General features: G+C 39.3%; 39 protein-coding genes and 1 pseudogene. 27 read left to right on the top strand and 13 right to left on the bottom strand.

Annotation, left to right across the window (positions count from 1 at the left end; genetic code table 11):
* Positions 1 to 187: 187 nt before the first annotated feature.
* Both RB151_RS04155 and RB151_RS04160 read left to right on the top strand, forming a co-directional pair.
* Positions 188 to 994: a hypothetical protein gene (locus RB151_RS04155; protein WP_048609027.1), complete on the top strand. Its 807-nt coding sequence runs from the start codon at positions 188 to 190 to the stop codon at positions 992 to 994.
* 3 nt (positions 995 to 997) lie between these two features.
* Positions 998 to 1,342, top strand: a complete 345-nt coding sequence (locus RB151_RS04160) for a hypothetical protein (protein ID WP_048609026.1) — start codon at positions 998 to 1,000, stop codon at positions 1,340 to 1,342.
* 21 nt (positions 1,343 to 1,363) lie between these two features.
* Here RB151_RS04160 and RB151_RS24120 read toward each other — a convergent pair whose 3' ends face one another.
* Positions 1,364 to 1,474, bottom strand: a complete 111-nt coding sequence (locus RB151_RS24120; protein ID WP_225833231.1) for a type I toxin-antitoxin system SymE family toxin — start codon at positions 1,472 to 1,474, stop codon at positions 1,364 to 1,366.
* 242 nt (positions 1,475 to 1,716) lie between these two features.
* Between RB151_RS24120 and RB151_RS04170 the strand changes: the two genes are divergently transcribed.
* Positions 1,717 to 2,829: a VENN motif pre-toxin domain-containing protein gene (locus RB151_RS04170; RefSeq protein WP_071547740.1), complete on the top strand. Its 1,113-nt coding sequence runs from the start codon at positions 1,717 to 1,719 to the stop codon at positions 2,827 to 2,829.
* Positions 2,826 to 3,350, top strand: coding sequence for a hypothetical protein (locus tag RB151_RS04175; protein WP_225832848.1), 525 nt, complete (start codon positions 2,826 to 2,828; stop codon positions 3,348 to 3,350). Before RB151_RS04170 ends, RB151_RS04175 begins: the two co-directional genes overlap by 4 nt.
* A gap of 44 nt (positions 3,351 to 3,394) precedes the next feature.
* Here the strand turns inward: RB151_RS04175 and RB151_RS04180 are convergent, their stop codons facing one another.
* The gene (locus tag RB151_RS04180; protein ID WP_071547741.1) at positions 3,395 to 3,550 is read right to left on the bottom strand and encodes a SymE family type I addiction module toxin; all 156 of its coding nucleotides are present in this window, start codon (positions 3,548 to 3,550) and stop codon (positions 3,395 to 3,397) included.
* 198 nt (positions 3,551 to 3,748) lie between these two features.
* On the opposite strand from RB151_RS04180, the gene RB151_RS04185 reads away from it, so the two are divergent.
* Positions 3,749 to 5,335: a VENN motif pre-toxin domain-containing protein gene (locus tag RB151_RS04185; RefSeq protein WP_071547742.1), complete on the top strand. Its 1,587-nt coding sequence runs from the start codon at positions 3,749 to 3,751 to the stop codon at positions 5,333 to 5,335.
* A gap of 4 nt (positions 5,336 to 5,339) precedes the next feature.
* Entirely contained in the window at positions 5,340 to 5,708 is a 369-nt protein-coding gene (locus RB151_RS04190) for a hypothetical protein (RefSeq protein ID WP_071548820.1), read from the top strand.
* Between the two features lie 52 nt (positions 5,709 to 5,760).
* On the opposite strand, the gene RB151_RS04195 is transcribed toward RB151_RS04190, so the two are convergent.
* Positions 5,761 to 5,916, bottom strand: coding sequence for a SymE family type I addiction module toxin (locus tag RB151_RS04195; protein WP_081363933.1), 156 nt, complete (start codon positions 5,914 to 5,916; stop codon positions 5,761 to 5,763).
* Positions 5,917 to 6,113: 197 nt separating this feature from the next.
* Between RB151_RS04195 and RB151_RS04200 the strand changes: the two genes are divergently transcribed.
* Positions 6,114 to 6,866 (top strand): hypothetical protein, encoded by a 753-nt coding sequence (locus tag RB151_RS04200; protein WP_071547744.1) that lies wholly within the window; start codon positions 6,114 to 6,116, stop codon positions 6,864 to 6,866.
* A gap of 39 nt (positions 6,867 to 6,905) precedes the next feature.
* A complete protein-coding gene (locus RB151_RS04205; RefSeq protein WP_071547745.1) occupies positions 6,906 to 7,262 on the top strand; it encodes a hypothetical protein in 357 nt (118 codons plus the stop codon).
* A 52-nt stretch (positions 7,263 to 7,314) separates the two neighbouring features.
* Here the strand turns inward: RB151_RS04205 and RB151_RS04210 are convergent, their stop codons facing one another.
* Positions 7,315 to 7,512, bottom strand: a complete 198-nt coding sequence (locus tag RB151_RS04210; protein ID WP_071547746.1) for a SymE family type I addiction module toxin — start codon at positions 7,510 to 7,512, stop codon at positions 7,315 to 7,317.
* Between RB151_RS04210 and RB151_RS04215 the strand changes: the two genes are divergently transcribed.
* Complete coding sequence (locus RB151_RS04215) at positions 7,480 to 8,295, top strand: hypothetical protein (protein WP_071547747.1); 816 nt, start codon at positions 7,480 to 7,482, stop codon at positions 8,293 to 8,295. The genes RB151_RS04210 and RB151_RS04215 overlap by 33 nt on opposite strands.
* A 14-nt stretch (positions 8,296 to 8,309) precedes the next feature.
* Positions 8,310 to 8,702, top strand: a complete 393-nt coding sequence (locus tag RB151_RS24125) for a hypothetical protein (RefSeq protein ID WP_071547748.1) — start codon at positions 8,310 to 8,312, stop codon at positions 8,700 to 8,702.
* A gap of 52 nt (positions 8,703 to 8,754) precedes the next feature.
* Here RB151_RS24125 and RB151_RS24130 read toward each other — a convergent pair whose 3' ends face one another.
* Positions 8,755 to 9,036 carry a SymE family type I addiction module toxin gene (locus RB151_RS24130; protein ID WP_315984924.1) on the bottom strand — a complete coding sequence of 94 codons (282 nt, stop codon included), beginning with the start codon at positions 9,034 to 9,036 and terminating at the stop codon, positions 8,755 to 8,757.
* Positions 9,037 to 9,198: 162 nt separating this feature from the next.
* Here RB151_RS24130 and RB151_RS04230 point away from each other — a divergent pair, with 162 nt between their 5' ends.
* From RB151_RS04230 to RB151_RS04240, 3 genes are read left to right on the top strand one after another with little or no spacing between them, the layout of a single operon-like run.
* The gene (locus RB151_RS04230; RefSeq protein ID WP_071547749.1) at positions 9,199 to 9,651 is read left to right on the top strand and encodes a hypothetical protein; all 453 of its coding nucleotides are present in this window, start codon (positions 9,199 to 9,201) and stop codon (positions 9,649 to 9,651) included.
* Positions 9,652 to 9,681: 30 nt separating this feature from the next.
* Complete coding sequence (locus RB151_RS04235) at positions 9,682 to 9,999, top strand: RNase A-like domain-containing protein (protein WP_071547750.1); 318 nt, start codon at positions 9,682 to 9,684, stop codon at positions 9,997 to 9,999.
* Positions 10,000 to 10,018: 19 nt separating this feature from the next.
* The gene (locus RB151_RS04240; RefSeq protein ID WP_225832854.1) at positions 10,019 to 10,285 is read left to right on the top strand and encodes a contact-dependent growth inhibition system immunity protein; all 267 of its coding nucleotides are present in this window, start codon (positions 10,019 to 10,021) and stop codon (positions 10,283 to 10,285) included.
* A gap of 39 nt (positions 10,286 to 10,324) precedes the next feature.
* Here the strand turns inward: RB151_RS04240 and RB151_RS04245 are convergent, their stop codons facing one another.
* Entirely contained in the window at positions 10,325 to 10,480 is a 156-nt protein-coding gene (locus tag RB151_RS04245; protein ID WP_071547752.1) for a SymE family type I addiction module toxin, read from the bottom strand.
* Between the two features lie 367 nt (positions 10,481 to 10,847).
* Between RB151_RS04245 and RB151_RS04250 the strand changes: the two genes are divergently transcribed.
* Both RB151_RS04250 and RB151_RS04255 read left to right on the top strand, forming a co-directional pair.
* A complete protein-coding gene (locus RB151_RS04250; protein ID WP_071547753.1) occupies positions 10,848 to 11,498 on the top strand; it encodes a hypothetical protein in 651 nt (216 codons plus the stop codon).
* Between the two features lie 16 nt (positions 11,499 to 11,514).
* Entirely contained in the window at positions 11,515 to 11,838 is a 324-nt protein-coding gene (locus tag RB151_RS04255) for a hypothetical protein (RefSeq protein WP_071547754.1), read from the top strand.
* 45 nt (positions 11,839 to 11,883) lie between these two features.
* Here RB151_RS04255 and RB151_RS04260 read toward each other — a convergent pair whose 3' ends face one another.
* Positions 11,884 to 12,039 carry a SymE family type I addiction module toxin gene (locus RB151_RS04260; RefSeq protein WP_071547755.1) on the bottom strand — a complete coding sequence of 52 codons (156 nt, stop codon included), beginning with the start codon at positions 12,037 to 12,039 and terminating at the stop codon, positions 11,884 to 11,886.
* A gap of 185 nt (positions 12,040 to 12,224) precedes the next feature.
* Between RB151_RS04260 and RB151_RS04265 the strand changes: the two genes are divergently transcribed.
* Entirely contained in the window at positions 12,225 to 13,109 is an 885-nt protein-coding gene (locus tag RB151_RS04265) for a hypothetical protein (RefSeq protein WP_048609017.1), read from the top strand.
* A 296-nt stretch (positions 13,110 to 13,405) separates the two neighbouring features.
* On the opposite strand, the gene RB151_RS04275 is transcribed toward RB151_RS04265, so the two are convergent.
* Entirely contained in the window at positions 13,406 to 13,585 is a 180-nt protein-coding gene (locus RB151_RS04275; protein ID WP_071547756.1) for a SymE family type I addiction module toxin, read from the bottom strand.
* A gap of 265 nt (positions 13,586 to 13,850) precedes the next feature.
* On the opposite strand from RB151_RS04275, the pseudogene RB151_RS24580 reads away from it, so the two are divergent.
* The 3 genes and pseudogenes from RB151_RS24580 to RB151_RS04285 all read left to right on the top strand — a co-directional run.
* Positions 13,851 to 13,937: pseudogene (locus RB151_RS24580) on the top strand (hypothetical protein); the annotation flags it as partial.
* Positions 13,938 to 14,087: 150 nt separating this feature from the next.
* The gene (locus RB151_RS24135) at positions 14,088 to 14,402 is read left to right on the top strand and encodes a ParB/RepB/Spo0J family partition protein (protein WP_048609013.1); all 315 of its coding nucleotides are present in this window, start codon (positions 14,088 to 14,090) and stop codon (positions 14,400 to 14,402) included.
* Position 14,403: 1 nt separating this feature from the next.
* Positions 14,404 to 14,793, top strand: a complete 390-nt coding sequence (locus RB151_RS04285) for a DUF6896 domain-containing protein (RefSeq protein WP_048609012.1) — start codon at positions 14,404 to 14,406, stop codon at positions 14,791 to 14,793.
* A 34-nt stretch (positions 14,794 to 14,827) separates the two neighbouring features.
* Here RB151_RS04285 and RB151_RS04290 read toward each other — a convergent pair whose 3' ends face one another.
* On the bottom strand, positions 14,828 to 14,983 hold the full coding sequence (locus RB151_RS04290) for a SymE family type I addiction module toxin (RefSeq protein WP_071547757.1): 156 nt from the start codon (positions 14,981 to 14,983) through the stop codon (positions 14,828 to 14,830).
* 217 nt (positions 14,984 to 15,200) lie between these two features.
* Between RB151_RS04290 and RB151_RS04295 the strand changes: the two genes are divergently transcribed.
* Together RB151_RS04295 and RB151_RS04300 are read left to right on the top strand one after the other, a co-directional pair.
* Positions 15,201 to 16,865, top strand: a complete 1,665-nt coding sequence (locus RB151_RS04295; RefSeq protein WP_071547758.1) for a polymorphic toxin type 50 domain-containing protein — start codon at positions 15,201 to 15,203, stop codon at positions 16,863 to 16,865.
* Positions 16,866 to 16,869: 4 nt separating this feature from the next.
* A complete protein-coding gene (locus RB151_RS04300; protein ID WP_071547759.1) occupies positions 16,870 to 17,181 on the top strand; it encodes a hypothetical protein in 312 nt (103 codons plus the stop codon).
* Between the two features lie 51 nt (positions 17,182 to 17,232).
* On the opposite strand, the gene RB151_RS04305 is transcribed toward RB151_RS04300, so the two are convergent.
* Positions 17,233 to 17,460 (bottom strand): SymE family type I addiction module toxin, encoded by a 228-nt coding sequence (locus RB151_RS04305; RefSeq protein WP_071547760.1) that lies wholly within the window; start codon positions 17,458 to 17,460, stop codon positions 17,233 to 17,235.
* A 112-nt stretch (positions 17,461 to 17,572) separates the two neighbouring features.
* Here RB151_RS04305 and RB151_RS04310 point away from each other — a divergent pair, with 112 nt between their 5' ends.
* Positions 17,573 to 17,842 (top strand): hypothetical protein, encoded by a 270-nt coding sequence (locus RB151_RS04310; protein ID WP_071547761.1) that lies wholly within the window; start codon positions 17,573 to 17,575, stop codon positions 17,840 to 17,842.
* Complete coding sequence (locus tag RB151_RS04315; RefSeq protein ID WP_225832857.1) at positions 17,839 to 18,363, top strand: hypothetical protein; 525 nt, start codon at positions 17,839 to 17,841, stop codon at positions 18,361 to 18,363. The genes RB151_RS04310 and RB151_RS04315 overlap by 4 nt, the downstream gene beginning before the upstream one ends.
* Before the next feature lie 43 nt (positions 18,364 to 18,406).
* Here the strand turns inward: RB151_RS04315 and RB151_RS04320 are convergent, their stop codons facing one another.
* A complete protein-coding gene (locus tag RB151_RS04320) occupies positions 18,407 to 18,562 on the bottom strand; it encodes a SymE family type I addiction module toxin (RefSeq protein ID WP_071547762.1) in 156 nt (51 codons plus the stop codon).
* Between the two features lie 209 nt (positions 18,563 to 18,771).
* Between RB151_RS04320 and RB151_RS04325 the strand changes: the two genes are divergently transcribed.
* A complete protein-coding gene (locus RB151_RS04325; protein WP_158516013.1) occupies positions 18,772 to 19,005 on the top strand; it encodes a hypothetical protein in 234 nt (77 codons plus the stop codon).
* Here RB151_RS04325 and RB151_RS04330 read toward each other — a convergent pair.
* The gene (locus RB151_RS04330; protein WP_071547763.1) at positions 18,998 to 19,873 is read right to left on the bottom strand and encodes a leucine-rich repeat domain-containing protein; all 876 of its coding nucleotides are present in this window, start codon (positions 19,871 to 19,873) and stop codon (positions 18,998 to 19,000) included. The two genes, RB151_RS04325 and RB151_RS04330, sit on opposite strands and share 8 nt — an antisense overlap.
* 128 nt (positions 19,874 to 20,001) lie before the next feature.
* On the opposite strand from RB151_RS04330, the gene RB151_RS04335 reads away from it, so the two are divergent.
* The 3 genes from RB151_RS04335 (at position 20,002) to RB151_RS04345 (ending at position 22,420) form a co-directional block, all read left to right on the top strand.
* Positions 20,002 to 20,346 (top strand): thioredoxin family protein, encoded by a 345-nt coding sequence (locus RB151_RS04335; protein ID WP_042848788.1) that lies wholly within the window; start codon positions 20,002 to 20,004, stop codon positions 20,344 to 20,346.
* Between the two features lie 56 nt (positions 20,347 to 20,402).
* Positions 20,403 to 21,197: a sulfite exporter TauE/SafE family protein gene (locus RB151_RS04340; protein WP_048608283.1), complete on the top strand. Its 795-nt coding sequence runs from the start codon at positions 20,403 to 20,405 to the stop codon at positions 21,195 to 21,197.
* 215 nt (positions 21,198 to 21,412) lie between these two features.
* Positions 21,413 to 22,420, top strand: a complete 1,008-nt coding sequence (locus RB151_RS04345) for a LacI family DNA-binding transcriptional regulator (protein WP_048608281.1) — start codon at positions 21,413 to 21,415, stop codon at positions 22,418 to 22,420.
* A gap of 63 nt (positions 22,421 to 22,483) precedes the next feature.
* On the opposite strand, the gene RB151_RS04350 is transcribed toward RB151_RS04345, so the two are convergent.
* Entirely contained in the window at positions 22,484 to 23,461 is a 978-nt protein-coding gene (locus RB151_RS04350; RefSeq protein ID WP_370661210.1) for an ABC transporter permease, read from the bottom strand.

The following is a 23,461-nucleotide window of genomic DNA, read 5'->3' on the forward strand; positions in this document are numbered from 1 at the left end:
GCACTAGGGAAAAGTAGTTTTATCTGGCTAAATCGCAATGGAATGAGTTGTTGTTGAGAATAACTCACTGTCGGGTGATCAGTTAAGAGAATCCTACAAAGAAAGCGCCAAATGGTGGAAAGACCAAACGCGAGAAACCTTTGGTGAAGGCACTACCTCTACAGCAATTAATAGTGTTATAGGTGCATTGGAAGATGCGGGTGACTTGGCGATTGCAGGTGGTGATTATGTTCTTGATGGCGCTGCGGCTGTCACTGCATGTGCTACGGCTAGCAATTATTGTCAGAAAGCCCTGAATGACCTAGAAGGTAAACACCAAGGAGCGTTAGATGTTGCTACGTCATTAATCAATGGCGACAGTTGGAATGCAATCCAAGATCTTGCCAAACGCGCTGGCGAAGGTGATCAATTGGCGGCAGAGCAGCTTGGTGCCGCGATGGCAGGGATCTTTATACCGGGTAAAAAAGTGCCAACGCCAGTAGTAACAACTGGCAAGCTCCTCAAGAATGCAGATGGTTTCCTTGAAATTAAAGTTAATACAACCCCCTTAGAAGGTCATGGGCGGTTAAATACTGTTGATTCGTTGGGTAATGGAAAGTTTAATCCCGCAGAGGCAGCCGCTGCGGCTAGGTTAGAAACTTCCTTGGGGCAAATGGATAGATTACCTGAAGGTATAGCGGGAAAGGCAAGTGCAGATTTTATTATCACAAGTGGAGCTAATAAAGGAAAAACTGTTGATTTAATGTATACAACAAAGAATCTCAAGCAAGCTGAAATTGATGGAATTAATAAGTTCTATGAGAAGAACATGACTGTATCGAGAGAAGCCGGCAAATTACCTCCTGGACAAGACCAGATTATTAAACATTTAAATAAGGCAGATATAGTTCCTGTTGATTTCAGTGTACTGACTCCTAAAAATCAACAAATATTTATGGATTATGTCAAGACGTTACCAAAGTCTCAACGGGATAAAATTATTATTTTGAGGTAAATTATGGGTGCTTATATTGGTATTGGGTATAGTGAGAATAGCACTAAAAATCTTAGTGTATCTTTAAATAGGAGTGCCTCGGGGGCTTTAGAAGTATTATTTGATAAAGCATTACAGGCAAGATATCCCCAAATTTATGAAACAATAATGGAAGTTTTTGTTCTTGATCAAATGAATTTTTATGATTTAGAAAAAAAAGACTTTAATATAGCAATAAAGGCCATCAGAAATTATTTGAGAGACATGAAAAATCCAACAGAGGCTCAATTATTCCAAAAATTCATATGGCAATCAGAAATTGAACCTCTTATACAGCAAGATAAACGTTACGAAGATCCTAATAAATAACTGAGTTCTCCATTAATAATTTTACTCCCCCTCAGCCAGCTGGATGATCAACTGTCCAGCTTGGCGAGTGAGGGTAAAGTGACTGCCAACCGTAAACCCAAGCCCATTCAGCCACTTACCACTGATTATCAGTTGTGGGCTGGGGTTCGGGCGCTATCGGTTGGGCAAGTACCCCACTGTATACTGCCTTGATTTTACAGCCTGTTCTTTAGCTGCCTGGGTTTTTACTTTACACTCGTCTCTAGCCACTGTGACTACTCCCCCGTCACACCAATCATCTCTCGCCAAATCTAAAAAATAACCAATCATATCTTGCCCTTTGGGCTTTTAGCTATTTACATGATTTTTGAGTCCATCGTGTAGCCGGCGGATTAGTGGGTGGCGATACATCGAGCGCAGGCAATGCCGCCGAGGCAGGGAAGACCACGGTTGAGAATAACTATCTGAGCGACTCAGAGCACCGCCAGAAGACGTCACTGGAGCTGAAAGAGAAGCAAGGGAAGATTACTGAAGTTGAGCAACAGATCAAAGATACAGAGACAACCCAAAAATTACTTGATACCTGTGCCGGCGGTGTTTCACCTGAGTGTACCGCCGCCAGAAAAGACGCATTCGAGAAAATCGCGACCTATGTTGATTTGACTTATCAAAACCCAAAAACGCAACAAGCGGGTTATCAAGAACTTGATAGGTTATTGAAGTCGACATCACCAGAAGCACAGCAAGCGTTTGTTTTGGTAGAAGTTTATACTGAAGCGTTTAAGAGCCTTGGTTATTCGGAAGCGGATTCGCGTAAGTATGCGGGGCTGTATATAGGTTCACTCAACCTGATTGGCAGCGGTGCAGCAATTGCGAACTCAAGCGCTTTAGTTAAGCAGTTTGGGAAAGATGTTGCGAAACCAGGTGTAACCCCAACAAAACCAAATGAACAAATACCACCCAAAACAACGCCTAACCAAAGCAATGGAGATAAGTTAAATAACTATCAAGTTCATGACTTGAAGCAAGTTAATGACCCTGCACTGAATTTAAATACAATTAGGCAAGAAACAAACAAATATTTAAAAACCTCAGCACAACAAGAAGATTCAGCTGTTAGTTATGCTACAGCATCGGTGACTGCTAACGGTAAAACAGACTATTATATTTCTGTTAGTGGCAAATCATGGTCAGGAAAATCACCAGATACAGTGAATATTGGCGGCATTAGCTATAAAGTGATACGTGAAGATAAAAATAGCTTCACTAGTGTAGGTGACATTGATGCGAAGAAAACAAATTTCAATCATGCCGAACAGAAGTTATTTAACCACATTCAAGATTCATACAAAGGACAAAAAGCAGATGTAAACATGGCAATGCAAAATACATCTCAAAATAAACAAGGAATGTGTGTGAGTTGTGGCTATACAAGTCAAAATTTTGCAGAGAACAATAAAAATCTTAATGTAAATATCTATCAAGGCTCTACGGGTAAAAACAAATGATGAACAATGAACTAATCAATTATCTGCACTCTGTTTATCCAGAATTACCGATTGATTTTAGCTATATGCGAGGTTACTCAGCTGATGAAATCCAGAAAATTGAACGCTTATACGATATTAAAGTTACAGACCAGTTGTATGATTTTTTAACAAGTATTGGTCGTTGCAGTGGTGGTCTTTTTGGTGATGACCCTCTTCTTTTTTATCGAAACCAAAAAACAATTAGAGGAAGCATACTAATGCAATCTGGTATGAGAGAAGATCTAGCCGCGATCCAACAACATGATTTATTACCGCAAAAGCCATTTTTTTTGTCAGTAGAAAGTTATACCCAGTATTTTTTTGTTTTAACAGCTTCTGATAACCCTAACCTTATTTATCAATATGATGAAAATGAAGAAACCGTAGAAGCTACAAATTGGGATCTTAAAAATTATTTAAGGCATGTTGTTAATGTATATACTCGAAATTACGATGTTAAAGCATCTTTCGATCAACATGGTGAGCTTATTATTATTTGATTGCTTAAAATCCCAGCTTAACACTGGGATCTCCCTTAACGATCTTACTCGCTCTCAGACAGCTGGATGATCAGTTGTCCAGCTTGGCGAATGAGGGTAAAGTGACTGCCCACCGTAAATCCGAGCTCATTCAGCCACTTACCACTGATAATCAGTTGTGGGCTGGGGTTCGGTCGCTGTCGGTTGGGCAAGTACCCCACTGTATACTGTCTTGATTTTACCGCCTGTTCTTTAGCTGTCGGTGTTTTTTACTTTACACTCGTCTCTAGCCACTGTGACTACTCCCCGTCACACCAATCATCTCTCGCCAAATCTAAAAAATAACCAATCATATCTTGCCTTTTGGGCTTTTAGCTATTTACATGATTTTTGAGTCCATCGTGTAAAACATGAGAGCAATGGGCACTATCAAAGTGGTGGGTTCACTGCTGACCAATGTGAATAACAAAGGGAAAGACAGCAATACCACGCATGCAGCGGTATCGGAGGGTAACATTGTTATTCGCGATAAAGACAATCAGAAACAAGATGTCAGCGAATTAAGCCGAGATACAGACAATGCTCATGAAAAACTCAATACGATTTTTGATAAAGAGAAAGAGCAAAAGCGGATAGAGAAAACGCAGTTAGTGGGTGAGTTAGGTAAGCAGATTACTGATATAGCGGTGACGAATGAAAGGATAGAAGCCACTAAGAACGAAAGGAAAAACTTTGATAAAACGCCAATGACAGACGATGAGCGTAAGAAAGCCATTGCTTCTATCAAAGATCCGAACTTAAAAGGGGATGAAACGGCCATTCGGAACGCGGTATTAAATGACCGTATAGAGAAAGCGGTTCAAGGGTCAGAATGGGGCGTTGGTGGTGATAATCGCCGTATCGTGGAGTCAGGGACGGCGTTAATCCAAGGCTTGGTGAGCGGTGATGTGAATAAAGCGGTGGCGAATGCGAGTGCACCGTATATTGCCAATCAGATAGCCAAGAATATTGGAGAGAAAAATAAAGCAGGGCGTTTAGCGGCCCATGGTATTGCGAATGTTGCATTAGCGCTGGCAAAAGGTGAAAATGCAGGGGCACAATCGCTGGGAGCCATGACGGGTGAAGCGATGGGGATGCTGTCGGTAGAACTGTACGGTAAAACGGTCGGTGAGCTGACGGAAGACGAAAAAGCGACAGTGAGCGCCTTTGCGAGTTTGGCAGCGGGAATAGCCGGCGGATTAGTGGGTGGCGATACATCGAGCGCAGGCAATGCCGCCGAGGCAGGGAAGACCACGGTTGAGAATAATGCGCTGACTGGCGTGATGGTGAAAGGCTTAGAAAAAGGCTATAGCGTATGTGCTAAAAATGCCAGCTGTTTAAATGGATTAGCTAAGCTAGGGGTTAACTTTGGCCTCACAAATGATCAAATAGAAAATGCTACACAAGCTGCGATAGCTGCAAGACAAGGTGATACAACTAAGCTACAAACACTCTCACCGCAGGAGCTCGCTTACATTGATGAACAAATCATCAATGGAAAAGGAATGGCTCGAGAGATGTTTGGGACTCAGACATGGGGTGATCGAATAGCTCTATCAGAAAGTGGCCCTAATGATTCAGGAAGTAAACCTTCATCTGAACAAAATAGCGTAGTCGGTGGTACTAGCACTGGCTCTCCGAATGGAATAGAGCCACCGAATGATGACAAACCTAAAAAAGAATCTAAAGATAAGGAAACGTCAGTAGATGCATTGATTGCAACTTCACAGGTAGGCAGAAAGACCACTGGCCGCTCAAAACAATATGAAAGAACAGGAGGCGCAGAAGCTGCCAATAGAGAGTTTGATGCATTATCACCTACTAATGTTAAAGAAATACCAACAGGGCGAGTAGGTAAACTTTCTGATGGAAGTACAGTGATTGTTAGAACTAAAAGCTCAGACGGAAGACCTACAGTAGAAATACAGTATGGAAACAAGCAAATTAAGTTTAGATATGAGGACTAAAGTGATGCAAGAATCATTAGTTAATTATGGAAGCACATCATTGTCTGACATTCAGTTAGAATGCATTAAGTATGATCAAGCTATTTTATCTCTTTCATTAAGTAAGCCTACTGAAAAAATAACTTTATCATTTGAATGGATATATTCCCTTAGGGTTACAGATGAGGGTGATTTATTAAAGATGCTGGATTATTTCAACGGAAAAATGACAACTGGGGTTTATAAAGTTGAAAATTCGTCATATCTAGAATGGTTTCATGAGCAAAGTGAAAATATACATGATGAAGTTATTGAGCATTATTTAATTGTTACTATTGATGAGGTTATAGAAGTATTAGCATCAGTAGAACCATCAATTGAAATCATAAATTAAATTACAGCCTCGAAAAGATCCCAATCCAATATTGGGATCTTCCTTAATGATCTTACTCTCTTTCAGCCAGCCGTATGATCAACTGTCCGGCTTGGCGGGTGAGCGTAACGTTGCTACCTACCGTAAACCCGAGCTCACTCAACCACTTACAGCTAAAGGTCAGTTGCGGGCTGGGGTTGGGTTTACCGCGGTTGGGGGTGTAACCCACTGTATAGTGTCTGGTTTTATCTCTCTCTAAGCTCAAAAATGCACGTCGGGGCAATCGGATCTAGTGGTCGAAATTCACTAGAAAACCGACTTGTAACTAACTGAATACACTAGGGAAAAGTGGTTTTATCTGGCTAAATTGCAATGGGATGAGTTGTTGTTGAGAATAACTATCTGAGCTCAAAAAATGTCGCTGACATGAAGAAAGAGCTTGAAGAAGCGGATAAGATTGGCGCAGACAAAACCGGCATTTACGACAAATACGGTAAAATCAGCAAGGAAAATAGAGATAAAGCCGTTGCAGAAATCGAAAGTGGTGGTCCCTTTGATGCCATCGGTGTTTGGGGGGAGCTAAATGCGGGGCTTGGAGTTGCAGACGCCCTGAAAATATCTGCTTTTTTTGATGACCTAAGTTCGGAAGATCGTGCTCAGCTTGTCAATTTTGTGAAAGCAGAGAGTGCGGAAAGTGCTAAAGCCATTTATGATTCCTTATCAGTCACAGCTAAAGTCGCACTGTATACAAAAGATGCTGCGGATAACATGGGTGTCGGTGGTGCTGTGCCGGGAGCTGGAATTTCTGTTGCTGGGATTAAGGGTAGTGGTAATAAAGGTACAGCACTGAAGCAGCCTAAACCAAGCAATGTAAAACCAGACAACTCAGTAAATATAGCAACTAATTTCACTAAAACGCCTCAAGCTATTTGGGGGCGTTCTACAGATGATATAGCTAAAGATTTCAAAGCTGCTGGCTATCAAGTTAACGTTCGCCAATCATCTAGAGGTTCTGGCCAAGCTGTTATTATTGAGGTTAAAGGGCATCCTGAGATCAGTCAAATCCAATACCATCCAGGATGGTGGCAGACATGGAGGCAGTTATTACAAAGTATCCACGACAACTCAAGGCACCATGAAAGTAGTAGATCCAAGTACATACAAGCCTACACAAGGTGAGAAAGCTACAATAATTAATAAAACAAAAGAGTAGATATTATGGAACAATTAGAATGGATTACTCGTGCTTTCATGCAGCCAAGCGATACTCAAATGAGGCTATTTCCTGATTTTGTTAATGTGGCAGATCAACTTGCTGTTGAGTGGGAAATTGCGCTAGATGATATAAATTATGAATTATTATCTATTGAGCAAAGCTCTATGATAAAAGAATTTGATGATTATATGTTATCTATCAGTGGTCCAAGCAATGTGAGATTTTGGGATAATGAAGCGCTTTCATCCAGCCCAGAATGGGAAAAAATGAGAATACTAGCCCGAAAAATTGTAGTTAGTATGGGATGGTCTGAAGCTCCCCCTCCTAACGATAATGCAATATATATCAATCATAACTAATAAGTGATTTTAATAGAATCCCAGCCCTACACTGGGATCTTCCTTAGCTGCCTTACTCCCCCTCAGCCAGCCGGATAATCAACTGTCTGGCTTGGCGGGTGAGGGTGTAGTGACTGCCCACCTCAAAGCCCATCTCTTTCAGCCAGTTACCGCTTAAGGTGAGTTGTGGGCTGGGGTTAGGTTTACCGCGGTTAGGGGCATAACCGCTTGTGCTACGATGAGTAGTTATTGCCAGAAAGCTCTTGATGATCTAGCAGGTAAACATCAAGGAGCAGCAGATGTTGCGGTATCGTTAGTAAATGGTGATAGTTGGAATGCAATCCAAGATCTTGCCAAACGCGCTGGAGAAGGAGATCAACTAGCAGCCGAGCAGCTTGGCTCAATGATGGCTGGAGTGTTTATTCCGGGCAAAAAAGTTCCTGCACCAGTGACTGGTGGTAAAATTACTGGAAAATTACCAGAAGGAAGTAACTGGGCAGCAGGAGAAGGTGCTTTTTCACCGAATAATGGAAAAGGTACAGTTACCGATGTTGTTAAAGGCGATGCTAAGTATGATGGACACTCATTACCTTATGGAAAGGATGGTTTAGATAAAGGAACAACTGGTAAGCAAACAGTTATTTCTGAAACAAAACAGCTGAATGTAAGCAAAGATAAATTTGCTACTCCAGAGAATCCAGGAATTACGCAATCGAGGGTTAATGTTGAAAATGTGACATATGACAATGGTAAAACAAGAGGATTTGACTATGCGATGGGGAAACATGACATTGATGCTAGTGTGCCTAATAAAAGTCGTTTTACTGTTACAAATAATGAAGTTAAAGAGTTGTTGCAACGACCTGATGTAGTAAATAAACCTGTTTATAATCCAATTCAAATAGGGGGGAAAGTTGAAACTGATAAATTTGTTAGGCAAGTTGATATAGGTAAGTCTATTGGTGTTGATCAGCGTGGAAAAAGTACGTCTGTTATTACCATTATTACTGATAGAAAAGGTAATTTAATCAATACATTCCCCGGTGCATTATAAATGATAGGACTCTTATGCCGTTAATTAGCTTAATAAAATCATCTAATGATAATGAAGTATTATACCGAACATTTCATGAACGAAATGCTAGTTATCTAGAAAGGGAAAATCAATCGGATAAATTCAATATAATTTGGAATATTGATGATGCATCACCGTCTTTTTTTATGAAATCAGATGATATTGTGATGCTCATGCAAGATATTGAGATCCTTATACAGGAAGCTTGCAACAATAATGATAATGAGATCCTTAATCATCTGAAGGAAATAATGGTTTTATGTAAACTATGTTTATGGAATGAAGGAGCATTTTATTTAGAGTTCTCTCCTTGGGGGGTTATGCTTGATAGCTATCCTAAAAGTATTCCTGAAAAATATAGGTTTAATATCTCCGATTTAAATTAAGGTGAAAATCAGTGAAAGATCCCAGCCCCAGGCAGGGATCTCCTTAGCCGCCTTACTCCCCTTCTGCCAGCCGGATAATCAACTGTCCGGCTTGGCGGGTGAGCGTGACGTTACTGCCCACCGTAAACCCGAGCTCATTCAGCCACTTACCGCTGAATGTCAGTTGTGGGCTGGGGTTGGGTTTACCGCGGTTAGGGGCGTAACCCACTGTATACTGTCTGGTTTTTAGCACTTCTTCTTTAGCTGTCGGTGTTTTTACTTTACTACAAAGTGCTGTGAAAACATGCTCTGCAAAGCCAAAACGCACGTCGGGAATTTTGGGTTCGGCGGTCAAAATGTACTGGGAAAAAGTGTTGTAACTGACTGAGTGAACTAGAAAAAAGTGATTTCATTTAGCAAGAACGCAATGGAATGAGTTGCTGTTGAGAATAATGCACTGAGTCTGCCACACGGACTAGCTGATTATGGACAATCGGCGTTCACACTCGCCGAGTCAATGGAAAAGAAAGGGTATAGCATTCATGATGTTAATGCTGCTCTAAATGACTTTGCGAAAGGTGATCACCCAGAAGGACAAGATCCTGCAAGAGGCTTCCTTGAAGCATGGGGGAATATGGTCGGTATTCCATTAGACGTATTTTGGTCTAATGAGCAAATGACTCCAGAGAAAGCCGCCGAAATATTAAGTGGCTCACCTCCAACAACGACAGCTAAGGCATTACAATTTACAGCGGCAAAAGCTTATTTGGCATTTGCGAAGAGCGGTAAGGAAATGCCGAGTTGGGATGCAGGGAAAGGTGAGTATAGCTTTAAAGATACAGGGAAAGTGACAGATGTTAAGCATCCAAATAATCAGTTTGATGGTAAAACTATATATGATGCTAAAGGAACAGCATCTAAGAATACAAATGTTCCAAAAGAAACAGGAACAACATTAATCTTTCATTAAAATCTGGGAGGGCATGCTATAAGGAGGCATGTGGGTAAGACCGATGCTCAATTGTTAGCTCGATTTGAAGCTGACCCGAAAGTTCGTGCTTCATCAACATTCACTGATATGAAGACAGCTGACTGGGCTATAGGAAATGGTGTGGCTGCAAATCAAGATAAAATATCTGCTTTTATGTCTGGAAGTGATACTCGAATAGTCTTGAATTATGAGTCAGCTACGAATATAGGTAGAGTGATCTACAAAGGGCAAACAAAATCTATTGATTCAAATAAAATGGTAATAGTGATAGATAAAGATCCATTAATGCCTAATGGCTATCGTATCCAAACAGCATATCCTCGTTAGTGTAAGGAAAATCATGAATATGGAAAGAATTAATTATTTATTAGGGTGTTACTTTCATCAAGACTGGGATTGTGAAGCATCTAGTGATATAGAGGCTTTAAATAATTTTGTAGAAAGGGAAACACCGGAGTCTACTTTCAGGTTAAAAAAAGAATTATCGGAAATGATAAAATCAGGAACGGAATTACCTGAAAGCTATTTATATGAACATAATTGCTATTATATGCCTTCAGAGGATCAATTAACTGTATTGGAGTGGTTTAAAAAACTTCATGATGCTCTATGAAATAAGGAGAACCAGAATCAAGGGTTCTCCTTAAAAAATTTACTCTCCCTTACTCAACCGGATAATCAACTGTTCGGCTTGGCGGGTGAGAGTGACGTTGCTACCCACCGTAAATCCTAGCTCACTCAACCACTTACCGCTGAATGTCAGTTGCGGGCTGGGGTTGGGTTTACCGCGGTTGGGGGTGTAACCCACTGTATAGTGTCTGGTTTTAACCTCTTCGTCTTTAGCTGTCGGTGTTTTTACTTTACTACAAAGTGCTGTGAAAACATGCTCTGCAAAGCCAAAAACGCACGTCGGGAATTTTGGGTTCGGCGGTCAAAATGTACTGGGAAAAAGTGTTGTAACTGACTGAACACACAGGGGAAAAGTGGTTTTATCTGGCTAAATCGCAATGGAATGAGTTGTTGTTGAGAATAACTCACTGAGTGTAGTCAAAGAGGCCGTCGTAAAAGGCTTAGAAAAAGGCTATAGCGTATGCGTTAAAAACAATAGTTGTCGGAATGAGATCGCTAAATTAGGTGTTAATTTTGGTTTAACACGAGACCAAATCGAAGAAGCGATGAATGCAGGGATGGCCGCAAGAAAAGGTGATACTGCGGCAATGGAAGGACTATCCCCACTGCAAATTGCTTACATTGATGAGCAGATCATCAGTGGTAAAGGTCTATCGAGGGAAATGTTTGGTAGCCAGACGTGGGGAGACCGGATCGGTGTTAGACCTCATACTGGTGGTGATCAAATTCCTGAACAAGGTCGGATAGATACCGGTGGAAATCAGATTCCAGAACGAGGGCCAATAGACACAAGTGGCAATCAAATACCTGAACAAGGACGGACAGATACCGGCGGAGATCAAATTCCTGAACGTATTGATAATACCCATATAACCCCACTACCTGCTCAGATTACAGTAGAAGATATTACCTATTTATCTGAGAATAAGAACAAAATTAAGGATCAATGGCATCAAGGTAGTTTTAATTTACCTGAAGAGTCGTTACAAAAACATTACGAAAAACATGGAAAAGAAGTTGGTGCAAGTGATATTGAACAATACCAACGAAAGGCAGAAGAGTTCTCTAGAAGTCTAAAAGGGGCTAAAACCTCTAAGATAAGAGGGGCTACAGACAACGTAACTCGTTATTATAAAAACGGGAAATATCTAGATAAAACAGCGGATGGAAAAATAATATCGTTTGGAAAACAATAATAGTGAGAAATACATTATGTGGCATGATTTAAACATTGAAAATGTGGGTCGTATAGAGAAAACAGTTGCAGAATTCACGGTTACGATGATCCCTATTTTACCTTATTCAAAAATGAAGGTGAAAATTTATGAAAGCCAATCTGGAAATTTCACTGGAATGACTGATTTAGCAATAAAAAGAAAATTTGATGGTTCTCCTGAATGTGCTATTGGGTATGGAGATACTATCGAGGAGGCGTTAGAAGACACGATCCTTTATTTTAATAAAATGCTAAGTCAAGATGGCTTTGCTGAATTAACCGAAGATGATATTAGCTACGCAGAGTGGTCTGATTTTTAAATGTATAAAGATCCCAGTTCTGTGCTGGGTTCTTCCTTAGCCGCCTTACTCGCCCTCAGTCAGCCGGATAATCAACTGTCCGGCTTGGCGAGTGAGCGTGACGTTGCTGCCCACCGTAAACCCTAACTCATTCAACCACTTACCGCTGAATATCAGTTGTGGACTGGGGTTGGGTTTACCGCGGTTCGGGGTGTAACCCACTGTATAGTGTCTGGTTTTAATTCTGCTTTATCTCTTTCTGAGCTCAAAAATGCACGTCGGGGATCTTGAGTCCAAACGTGAAAATGCACTGGAAAAACTGGGTTGTAACTGACTGAATGCACTAGGGAAAAGTAGTTTTATCTGGCTAAATCGCAATGGAATGAGTTGTTGTTGAGAATAACTATTTGAGTGCTAAACAAATCACATCGTGGATTGATAAGTATGATAGTGCAGCCACAGATGAGGACAAAAAGAAATTAATTGCTATTGCTGAAAACTTGGATAAAGAACAGCTACAGAAAGCATTGGATACAAAAATTTCTAAAGATTATTTAGAGCAACAAAAAGATGAGCTCAGAGCATTGTTAAATTCAGGTAACTGTAATTCGGATTGTCGCTACATAGCACAAACGAGTATCAATCAGTTGACACCAATCATCGATAACTATGGTGACTTAGAAAGAACAAATAAAATTCCTAGGGCTGCAATAGCAACAATTACTTTGGCTTTGCCAATGGCAAGCAAAACTGTTAGCCCTTATGTATCTAGTTGGTTAGGTAGCACATCTTTAGCTAACCGCGTGATAGGGGTAACAACCACAGGCACGGCAAACTTAGGAATGCAGGGATATAACATTTATAAAGATCCTGATAATACTGATTTTAGTTACACAAATTTCGGAAGTTCATTATTAACAGGAGGAATTACACCAGGAATGGGATATTGGGGAACCGTCACAACCAATACAACAGGAGCTGGAGTTTCAAGTTTAATTGATGGCAAATCTCCTTGGGCTTCGATAGGCGGATCATTTATCGGTTCATCGCTAGGTTATGGTGTTGGTCTAGGGACTACAAATGTTTTAAATAACAAATTGAATCCATGGTCAAGTGGACTTAAAGAAAGGTACTTAGTAGAAATGCCATCTATATCGGCACCTCCTGTAATATCTCCGATACCAGCTATTACAGGGAGTATATTCGGCGCTGTTGGCTCCGAGTTTATAGGTAATGAAACAACGGAAATATTAAAGCCACTCATGACAAAGGATGGAAATGAAAGTAATTAATTATTTTTTAATTATATCTATGTGCTACTCGTTTGGGGCTTTTGTTATGTTTTTATTACTTAAGCTTATTATTGAAGCAATTAGATATGTGAAATTAAATGTTTTTGTTATTGATATTCCTGCAATTAAGGAATTAATAATTTTAGGTGTAGTTTTAGGAGTGTTCACTAGCTGTGTACATATGTTAATTGTTTACAGGAATCATAAGCGGCTTAAATGATGTTTAATGTATACTTATAAATCGAATAATAGATCCCCTTTTTGTATTCAGGGATCTATTTAGCCACTTTAACTCTTTACTCTCCCTCACTCAACCGGATAATCAACTGCCCGGCTTGGCGGGTGAGAGTGACGTTACTGCCCACCGTAAACCCGAGCTCATTCAGCCACTTACCGCTGAATGTCAGTTGTGGGCTGGGGTTGGGTTTACCGCGGTTAGGGGCGTAACCCACTGTATACTGTCTGGTTTTTAGCACTTCTTCTTTAGCTGTCGGTGTTTTTACTTTACTACAAAGTGCTGTGAAAACATGTTCTGCAAAGCCAAAAACACACGTCGGGAATTTTGGGTTCGGCGGTCAAAATGTACTGGGAAAAAGTGTTGTAACTGACTGAACACACAGGGGAAAAGTGGTTTTATCTGGCTAAATCGCAATGGAATGAGTTGTTGTTGAGAATAACTATCTGAGTGATTCAGAGCACCGCCAAAAAACATCGCTGGAGTATAAAGAGAAACAAGGAAAAATCACCAAGGATGAACAGCAGAAACTCGCTGAATTACGTATTAAAGATGAGGAAACAACTCAGAAAGTCATTGATGCATGCACCGGTGGTGTTTCGCCTGAATGTACAGAAGCAAGAAAAGACGCATTTGCAACATTAGAGACTTATGTTGATTTAACGTATCAAAATCCTAAAACGGCGCAAGCAGGCTATCAGGAAATTGATAGATTACTGAGTTCGACTTCTCCTGAAGGTTTAATGGCCTTTGATTTGGTTGAAGGTTATACCGAAGCATTTAAAAACTTTGGTTACTCAGATGAAGATGCCCGTAAATATGCAGGAATGTATGTTGGCTCAATTTATTTAATCCAAGGCACTTACGGATTCAATAAAGATGAACCAATTGATGTTGCCGTTGTTAATGGAAAAATGATTATTATTGACGGTCACCATCGAGCTGAAGCTGCAAGAAAGGCTGGTATTAAAGATATTCCTGTTAGAATTAATACAGTCACGAAAGAGCAAGGTGACCAATTATTACGCGAAGCAGCAGAAGCAAGGGCTAGGAGATAACATGTTAATCCCAATAAATGATTCAGCATTGAGAAATTTTGTTGTTATCCAAAAGAAGTTAGTCACATCTTTTATGCAACAGTATCCTAATGCAAAGGATTATCAATTTCTATTGGATTTTCCTAAACATGGAACGATCCAAGTTGATGATAATACTTGGAATTTCTCAAAACACGGAAAAGGAATCAAATTTTATCAAGATGATTCATCCAGTGCAACGGTAGTAGATATTCATTGCAACATTGCCGAGCCTGAAATGTTTGATTTATGGCGTTTGATCCAGTATTTTCAATTAGACAATGATGCTGAATTGAAAAGTCTATTAGATGAAATGGTTAGGTCAGAGGATTTATTACTTGTTTCTGATAAATTTTATACATTTAAAAGTTAGTATATAAGATCCCAGCATCACACTGGGATCGTCCTTACTTGCTCTCAGCCAACTGGATGATCAACTGTCCGGCTTGGCGGGTGAGCGTAACGTTGCTACCCACCGTAAATCCGAGCTCACTCAACCACTTACCACTGATAATCAGCTGTGGGCTGGGATTCGGGCGCTGTCGGTTGGGCAAGTAGCCCACTGTATACTGCCTTGATTTTACAGCCTGTTCTTTAGCTGTCGGTGTTTTTTACTTTACACTCGTCTCTAGCCACTGTGACTACTCCCCCGTCACACTAATCATCTCTCGCCAAATCTAAAAAATAACCAATCATATCTTTCCCTTTGGGTTTTTTAGCTATTTACATGATTTTTGAGTCCATCGTGTAAAACATGAGAGCAATGGGCGCTTTAAAGTGATGGGTTCACTGCTGACCAATGTGAATAACAAAGGGAAAGACAGCAATACCAAGCATGCAGCGGTATCGGAGGGTAACATTGTTATTCGCGATAAAGACAATCAGAAACAAGATGTCAGCGAATTAAGCCGAGATACAGACAATGCTCATGAAAAACTCAATACGATTTTTGATAAAGAGAAAGAGCAAAAGCGGATAGAGAAAACGCAGTTAGTGGGCGAGTTAGGTAAGCAGATTACTGATATAGCGGTGACGAATGAAAGGATAGAAGCCACTAAGAACGAAAGGAAAAACTTTGATAAAACGCCAATGACAGACGATGAGCGTAAGAAAGCCATTGCTTCTATCAAAGATCCGAACTTAAAAGGGGATGAAACGGCCATTCGGAACGCAGTATTAAATGACCGTATAGAGAAAGCGGTTCAAGGGTCAGAATGGGGCGTTGGTGGTGATAATCGCCGTATCGTGGAGTCAGGGACGGCGTTAATCCAAGGCTTGGTGAGCGGTGATGTGAATAAAGCGGTGGGGAATGCGAGTGCACCGTATATTGCCAATCAGATAGCCAAGAATATTGGAGAGGAAAATAAAGCAGGGCGTTTAGCGGCCCATGGTATTGCGAATGTTGCATTAGCGCTGGCAAAAGGTGAAAATGCAGGGGCACAATCGCTGGGAGCCATGACGGGTGAAGCGATGGGGATGCTGTCGGTAGAACTGTACGGTAAAACGCTCGGTGAGCTGACGGAAGACGAAAAAGCGACAGTGAGCGCCTTTGCGAGTTTGGCAGCGGGAATAGCCGGCGGCGATACATCGAGCGCAGGCAATGCCGCCGAGGCAGGGAAGACCACGGTTGAGAATAACTATTTATCGAACAAAGATGTCCTTGATTTAAGAAAAGAGTTAATCAAAGCGACAGAAACTGGTGCAGATAAAGAACTCATATTTGACCAGTTCCGCGAGCTGAGTAAAAAGAAACGAGATGAAGCTGTCGCTGATGCGAAAGAAGGCAAAATTACAGCCAGTATCACGTCATGGTCTGATGTGCTTACTGGGGTAGACCAAGCGGACTCGTTAAAATGGATTGCATGGATAGACTCTTTAAGTGCTGATGATAGAAAAGCGCTGGTTAACTTAGTTAAAAATGAGAATGAGATAACCGCAGCGGCAATTTTTAATTCAGCGACACCCGAAGTTAAACTTGCTTTAGGTGGCAAAGAAGGCCTTGATAAAATAGGGGTAGCCGGTGTAGGCAAGAACACAGGTATTACTGTTATATCAACGGCTATTAAAGGGAATAAAGGTACAAATGAAACAAGCCCAAAAGGCAATCAATCTTCTGAAAGCAGTTCAAATCAATTAACAATTAATAAAGGACAGCAAAATAAGCATATTGTAGGAACAAATGAGCATAAGATTTCTTTAAATGCCAACCAAAACAAAAGCATAATTACTGTTCTTCCGGAGGCGTTATTACCAAATTTAGGTAAAGGTGAGCAAGTTGGTAAAATACCAGTCGGCCAACCAGGATCGAAAGAACGAATTAATTATGGAAAAATTATTGGGAATTATACAGATCCTGAAACTGGTAAATCTCAACCAACAACAAATGGTATTGTGCATTATGGGAAAAATGGTGTTCATATTGTCCCATCAAGGCCATCGGAGTAATAGTATGAATCAAAAAGATATTAATTTAGCTAATCGCTTAAAGTTATCAGCACAAAGAGCACTGTTAGGGGCAATAACGCCAAATATTAGAACAATTTTTGTTGAATTAATTGACGATGATATTCAAATATATTTCTATTATGACGGGGTAGTCCAAGAAGATGATGAAGAAAATGCATCTATTGTTAGCTCGGAGATTATTGCTGACTTCGATGATGAATTTGACATTAATTTAGTAATTAAACAGGTTGACTATCCGATGGATATTATACAACCCAGTGGTATGTGCGTTTATTATAGAAAAGAAGTTCAATAATCCTTTTAGGAAAAAAGCTCCCAGCCCTACACTGGGATCTCCTTAGCCGCCTTACTCCCCCTCAGCCAGCCGGATAATTAACTGTCCGGCTTGGCGAGTGAGGGTATAGTGTCTACCGACCTCAAACCCCATCTCTTTCAGCCACTTACCGCTTAAGGTGAGTTGTGGGCTGGAGTTGGGCTTACCGCGGTTCGGGGCGTAACCTACTGTATACTGTCTGGTTTTAACCACTTCTTCTTTAGCTGTCGGTGTTTTTACACTACAATCGCGCTTAGCCATGGTGACTACTCCTTTAGTTGCTGTGGTTAGCAGTTAAAGCGAGTTGCACCTCGTTTTAACTGCGCTAAAAATCTGGTTAATTACTCTTTGTTGTCCACCGTTTAGCTATAAAGTGATACGTGAAGATAAAAATAGCTTCACTAGTGTAGGTGACATTGATGCGAAGAAAACAAATTTCAATCATGCCGAACAGAAGTTATTTAACCACATTCAAGATTCATACAAAGGACAAAAAGCAGATGTAAACATGGCAATACAAAATACATCTCAAAATAAACAAGGAATGTGTGTGAGTTGTGGCTATACAAGTCAAAATTTTGCAGAGAACAATAAAAATCTTAATGTAAATATCTATCAAGGCTCTACGGGTAAAAACAAATGATGAACAATGAACTAATCAATTATCTGCATTCTGTTTATCCAGAATTACCGATTGATTTTAGCTATATGCGAGGTTACTCAGCTGATGAAATCCAGAAAATTGAACGCTTATACGATATTAAAGTTACAGACCAGTTGTATGATTTTTTAACAAGTATTGGTCGTTGCAGTGGTGGTCTTTTTGGTGATGACCCTCTTCTTTTTTACCAAAATCAAAAGACTATTAGAGGGGATATTTTGTTTCAGATCGGTTCAAGACAAGATTTAGCTTCTATTCAAAGACATGACTTATTGAAGCAAAAACCTTTTTTTATCTCTGTAGAAAGCTATACGCAGTATTTTTTTGTTTTAACAGCTTCTGATAACCCTGACCTTATTTATCAATATGATGAAAATGAAGAAACCGTAGAAGCTACAGATTGGGATCTTAAAAATTATTTAAGACATGTTGTTAATGTATACACTCGAAATTACGATGTTAAAGCATCTTTCGATCAACATGGTGAACTTATTATTATTTGATTGCTTAAAATCCCAGCTCTATACTGGGATCTCCTTATCTGCCTTATTCCCCTTCAGCCAGCCGGATAATCAACTGTCCGGCTTGGCGTGTGAGGGTGAAATGACTTCCCACCGTAAACCCAAGCTCATTCAGACACTTACCACTGATAATCAGCTGTGGGCTGGGGTTCGGGCGCTGTCGGTTGGGCAAGTACCCCACTGTATACTGTCTTGATTTTACCGCCTGTTCTTTAGCTGTCGGTGTTTTTTACTTTACACTCGTCTCTAGCCACTGTGACTACTCCCCGTCATGCCAATCATCGGTATGCTCTTCTCTTAGGCGTTCGCCAAATCTAAAAAATAACCAATCATATCTTGCCCTTTGGGCTTTTAGCTATTTACATGATTTTTGAGTCCATCGTGTAAAACATGAGAGCAATGGGCACTATCAAAGTGGTGGGTTCACTGCTGACCAATGTGAATAACAAAGGGAAAGACAGCAATACCACGCATGCTGCGGTATCGGAAGGTGAGATAATCCTTCGTGATAAGGCTAATCAGAAGCAAGATATACCTCTACTCAGATGGCAAAATTTATTAAAACATCATAAATATACACAATGGTTATCTTTGCAAACTCATAATATGAACAAGCTTATATAAAAACAGTACAACCTCGGCTTCTTAGTATTTTTACAATCGCAGGTTCTATACTAAAATTATTCCATCGTAAGTCTAGCTTCATTAGTTTTGGTATATTTACTAGGCTATCGGGTAAATTACTAAGCTGATTAGCACGTAAATCTAGATATTGAAGTGACTCAATTTCCCCAATAGAGCTCGGTAGTGAATATAGTTTATTAAACCTTAAATTAAGAGTGTGAAGATGTTTAAGATTTGATATCTTTGAAGATATGTTATCAATTTTATTATTATTTAAGTCGAGTATTCTTATTGCAGCTAAACCTAAAATATCATCGGGTATATGAGTTACTGAATTATTCATTAAATAAACCTCATGGACACCTGATAGCTGCGTGATCGAGTTTGTTAAATCTGTAATTTGATTGTTATATAATCTTAATTCTTTCAAATTTGTTAACTTAGAAAATTGGTCAGGAAGTTTTTTTAATTGGTTATCAGTGGCATTAAAATATAACAAGTCGTGTAGGTTTGATAATGATTCAGGAAGCTTTTTAATACCATTATCGCTTAAATAAAGAAATTGTAGCTTATTTAGGTTACCAATTTCGGTAATGACCTCATTAATGCTATTATGCCCTAAATCTAGCATCTCAAGATAACAAAGGCTTGCTATGTCAGTAGGGATTGATTTAAGTTCATTACAAGATAAGTTAAGGACTTTTAATGATTTACATTGGGTTATTAATGATGGGAACTCCGCTAACTTATTGTTATATGCACTAATAACACTATAGGAAAATGGCGATGAAATTAATGAATCAATTTCTAGATGGTGACCTGAATCTAAATTTAACGCTAAACTAGAATCTGAATGTTGGTGTAACATAGGTTTCTCCCTATGATGAGTAAGTGAGTTACCCTTAAATTTCAGGTAACGCTCAAAGTCAGTAATAGTATAAAACAACCACGATATTCTAATTAAACAAAATAATACATAACAAAAGGTAGGAAATAATGTCTAATATCTTGTTATTAGATAGCGACAATTTTTCACGTATGCTTTATCAGCCTGAACAACAACCTGGGCAGTGCGTTATTGTTTATTTTTCGGCTTCTTGGTGTGTACCATGTAAGAACATGCAACCTATTTTCCAACAAGTCGCGAACCACATTGATGATAAAAAAATAGTTTTTGGGGTTGTCGATATTGCACAATCACCAACTTTAGCACCTAAGTACGGGATAAAAACTGTACCCACTATCGCAATTTTTCAGGACACTCGGTTAGTTCACACGATTGCAGGAGAGGTACCCTTAAATAATGTATTAATGGTATTGAAGCAGGTGCTCGATAGTTAGTAATATTCGATTTTTTGCGTTAAGTTAACTCTAACTACTCATACAAGACATTCACAATGTTAATACTTATTTTAGAAGGTGTATTAATCGGTTGCTTACTTGGTTTAACTGGGGCCGGTGGCGGGATTCTTGCTGTCCCCGCCCTGATGGTAAGCCAGAACTGGAGTGTAGCTTTAGCCGCTCCAGTTGGTCTTTTGGCAGTGACACTCGCTGCTTTGGTTGGTGCAATTCAAGGGCTTATAAATAAAACTATTCGATATAAAGCTGCTATTTGGATTGCGTTATTAAGCATACCTACGGCTAAATATGGTATCTATCTTTCCCATATTATCTCTCCGGTTTGGTTAACGCTCACTTTCAGCATGGTTATGTTTTATGTGGCTTATCGAGGTTTTTTGGGCGAACCAAGTGAGTTAACGCATTCAGTTTGCCAAATTAATCAAGAAACAGGAAAGTTTATTTGGAATATGAAAACTGCTGCTGTACTTGGTGGTATTGGTATAATTTCTGGGTTATTGACAGGGTTGCTCGGGGTGGGTGGGGGTTTTGTGATAGTCCCAGCACTACGGAAGTTTACCAATTTAAATATGAAGAGTATTATCGCAACATCATTACTGGTGATTTTTTGTATTGGTAGTATTAGTATTTTTATTAATGTATTAAATGGATTCCCCTATCCAAAAGAAATTAGCTCTATTTTTATTGTCTCTTGTATTATTGGTTTATTAATAGGGAGGTTAATAATTAATTATCTTTCAGCTAAAATGATTAAAACAATATTTTCAATATTGGTCATTATTGTTGCATTAGGCTTGTTTATTTCATCATTAAGTGAGTTGAATTTTATTTGATTTATTAAGGGATTAATAGGTGATCGATTAATCTATGTGGTATGCCACTATTTTTGATAAACTGTAGTTTAACCTATCATAATGGCATAAAATCGATTTATCTTCATCCGCAAATAGGTATAATGAATAATCGCATTTTTTCTGCCCTGATAAAGATTGATATGAACTAATATTATATTCATCGGGGTGGTCATTAAAGGTTAACTAATATAATTATGGCAAAGCAAGATAGCTCAACAACGATAATAGATATAGCTAAGCGTGCTAATGTAACGGATATTACAGTCTCAAGGGCATTTAACCATCCAGAAATGGTAAAGAAAGAAACTCGAGATAAAATATTGGCAATAGCTCAAGAGCTAAATTATGTTCCTAACCTTTTCGCTCGGAATTTGAAGAATAAAAATAGCCGCATAATTGGTGTGGTTACTGATAGCACATTTAACCCATTTTATGTTGTATTAATTCAAACAGTTTCTCGTTTAGCGAAAGAAAAAGGCTATCAGGTGATGATCTTTGACTCGGATAGCGATGAAAAAGCAGAGAAAACGGCTATTGAGACCTTAGTTAGCTATAAGGCTAGTGGGATTCTGCTATCTCCTGTTCGCGATGATAAAGGCTATCAACCAAGTTACCTTTCTTTAATTGACCAGCACAATGTACCTTTAGTTTTTGTAGACCGTGCAATTTATGGCTATGAAAATAAATACTCGGGTTTATTTTTGAAAAACTTTGAAATTGGGGCATTAACAGGTAAGTTTTTGAGTCAGCAAGATTGTGATAATACGTTAATTGTTTCTGGTCCTAAAGACTCGGAAATTAGTTTGTCGCGTTTATCAGGAATATATGAGGCCTTTCCAAATAGGGGGAACATTCATGTATTATACAGTAGCTATATGTTTAATAAAAATGATGAAGCTTATTTAAGGGAGAAGGTTCAAGAACTATACACACCTAATATGTATATTGTGGGGCTTAATGGTATTATCACAGCAGGTATGTATAAAATTATTTTAGAATTAGGCTTGTCTTGCCGTTATTTTTCAGTCGATTTACCGCCATATGCTGATACTTATCACCTGTCTATTTCAGGTGTTCATCATGACTCTGTTTACCTTGGTGAGTTAACTACAGATTTATTATTTTCTGAAATAGAGCGTGAAACAAATAAAAATCACCAAACAAAGCAAATATTTGTAGATGGTAAACTGGTTGTTTACTAATTAAAGCGGCCTCGTTTAGAGGCCCTTTAATTTTTTATTATATTATTTTAATAAAAGTTTAGCTTAGCGTTTCATTGAGCTAATTAATGTTGCTCCCCAGATAATTAAGCCTTTTACAATATATTGTACATAAGGGGAAATACCGAGTAAATTTAAGCCATTATTGAGAACACCTAATATCATTGCTCCAATTAAGGTTCCGATAATCATTCCTCGGCCACCAGCGATGGATGCACCACCAAGCACAACGGCGGCAATAGCATCTAATTCAAAGCCTACACCTGCATTAGGTTGGCCACTCATAACACGGGAAGTAAAAATAAGGCCAGCGAATGCCGCGGTAAAACCACTAATCACATAAACTAACATTTTATAGCGTTCGACACGGATACCACTAAGACGAGCGGCTTCTTCATTACCTCCGATAGCATAAATATAGCGACCAAATGAAACGTGGTTTAAAACAACATAAAAAATTAAGTAAAGCCCCAGCATTAATAAAATAGGAACTTGTATCCCCATTAATTCTTCACGTCCCCAAAAAGCAAATTCTTGGGGGAGCCCTGAAACAGGATAGCCACCGGTATAAATTAATGCTAAGCCTTTGGCGATTATCATGGCACCAAGTGTGACAATGATAGGTGGCATTTTACCGTAAGCGGCTAATATTCCATTAATAAAACCGAATGCAATACCTGATAATAGGCCAAGAGCGATTGCGGCATAGGGGTCCATGCCATAATATTTCATTAAACCCGCCATTAAAGTTCCAGAAAGAGCCATAACAGCACCGACTGACAGGTCAATCCCCCCGGTCAAAATAGCAAATGTCATACCAATAGCAATAATGGCATTAATTGAAACCTGACGAGCAATCGTTGAAAGATTATTTACCGTTAAGAAATGCTCATTAAAAATGGACATACATGTAAATAAAAGAATTAAACCAACGAGTGGTAAAAATGCAGGTATTTTTGTTAGCTTAGAAAAACTAAATTTATTTTTAGTTAATGGAATAGCACTTTGATTAGACATAGTCAT

The organism is Providencia rettgeri, assembly GCF_001874625.1.
Taxonomy (GTDB): domain Bacteria; phylum Pseudomonadota; class Gammaproteobacteria; order Enterobacterales; family Enterobacteriaceae; genus Providencia; species Providencia huashanensis.

Bases quoted from the DNA above. Each gene is read 5' to 3' on its own strand.
- RB151_RS04160 (WP_048609026.1), top strand. From the start codon at position 998: ATGGGTGCTTATATTGGTATTGGGTATAGTGAGAATAGCACTAAAAAT.
- RB151_RS04175 (WP_225832848.1), top strand. From the start codon at position 2,826: ATGATGAACAATGAACTAATCAATTATCTGCACTCTGTTTATCCAGAA.
- RB151_RS04185 (WP_071547742.1), top strand. From the start codon at position 3,749: ATGGGCACTATCAAAGTGGTGGGTTCACTGCTGACCAATGTGAATAAC.
- RB151_RS04190 (WP_071548820.1), top strand. From the start codon at position 5,340: ATGCAAGAATCATTAGTTAATTATGGAAGCACATCATTGTCTGACATT.
- RB151_RS04200 (WP_071547744.1), top strand. From the start codon at position 6,114: ATGAAGAAAGAGCTTGAAGAAGCGGATAAGATTGGCGCAGACAAAACC.
- RB151_RS04205 (WP_071547745.1), top strand. From the start codon at position 6,906: ATGGAACAATTAGAATGGATTACTCGTGCTTTCATGCAGCCAAGCGAT.
- RB151_RS04215 (WP_071547747.1), top strand. From the start codon at position 7,480: ATGAGTAGTTATTGCCAGAAAGCTCTTGATGATCTAGCAGGTAAACAT.
- RB151_RS24125 (WP_071547748.1), top strand. From the start codon at position 8,310: ATGCCGTTAATTAGCTTAATAAAATCATCTAATGATAATGAAGTATTA.
- RB151_RS04230 (WP_071547749.1), top strand. From the start codon at position 9,199: ATGGAAAAGAAAGGGTATAGCATTCATGATGTTAATGCTGCTCTAAAT.
- RB151_RS04240 (WP_225832854.1), top strand. From the start codon at position 10,019: ATGGAAAGAATTAATTATTTATTAGGGTGTTACTTTCATCAAGACTGG.
- RB151_RS04250 (WP_071547753.1), top strand. From the start codon at position 10,848: ATGAATGCAGGGATGGCCGCAAGAAAAGGTGATACTGCGGCAATGGAA.
- RB151_RS04255 (WP_071547754.1), top strand. From the start codon at position 11,515: ATGTGGCATGATTTAAACATTGAAAATGTGGGTCGTATAGAGAAAACA.
- RB151_RS24135 (WP_048609013.1), top strand. From the start codon at position 14,088: ATGGCCTTTGATTTGGTTGAAGGTTATACCGAAGCATTTAAAAACTTT.
- RB151_RS04285 (WP_048609012.1), top strand. From the start codon at position 14,404: ATGTTAATCCCAATAAATGATTCAGCATTGAGAAATTTTGTTGTTATC.
- RB151_RS04295 (WP_071547758.1), top strand. From the start codon at position 15,201: ATGGGTTCACTGCTGACCAATGTGAATAACAAAGGGAAAGACAGCAAT.
- RB151_RS04300 (WP_071547759.1), top strand. From the start codon at position 16,870: ATGAATCAAAAAGATATTAATTTAGCTAATCGCTTAAAGTTATCAGCA.
- RB151_RS04305 (WP_071547760.1), bottom strand. From the start codon at position 17,460: ATGGCTAAGCGCGATTGTAGTGTAAAAACACCGACAGCTAAAGAAGAA.
- RB151_RS04315 (WP_225832857.1), top strand. From the start codon at position 17,839: ATGATGAACAATGAACTAATCAATTATCTGCATTCTGTTTATCCAGAA.
- RB151_RS04325 (WP_158516013.1), top strand. From the start codon at position 18,772: ATGAGAGCAATGGGCACTATCAAAGTGGTGGGTTCACTGCTGACCAAT.
- RB151_RS04330 (WP_071547763.1), bottom strand. From the start codon at position 19,873: ATGTTACACCAACATTCAGATTCTAGTTTAGCGTTAAATTTAGATTCA.
- RB151_RS04335 (WP_042848788.1), top strand. From the start codon at position 20,002: ATGTCTAATATCTTGTTATTAGATAGCGACAATTTTTCACGTATGCTT.
- RB151_RS04340 (WP_048608283.1), top strand. From the start codon at position 20,403: ATGTTAATACTTATTTTAGAAGGTGTATTAATCGGTTGCTTACTTGGT.
- RB151_RS04345 (WP_048608281.1), top strand. From the start codon at position 21,413: ATGGCAAAGCAAGATAGCTCAACAACGATAATAGATATAGCTAAGCGT.
- RB151_RS04350 (WP_370661210.1), bottom strand. From the start codon at position 23,461: ATGACTATGTCTAATCAAAGTGCTATTCCATTAACTAAAAATAAATTT.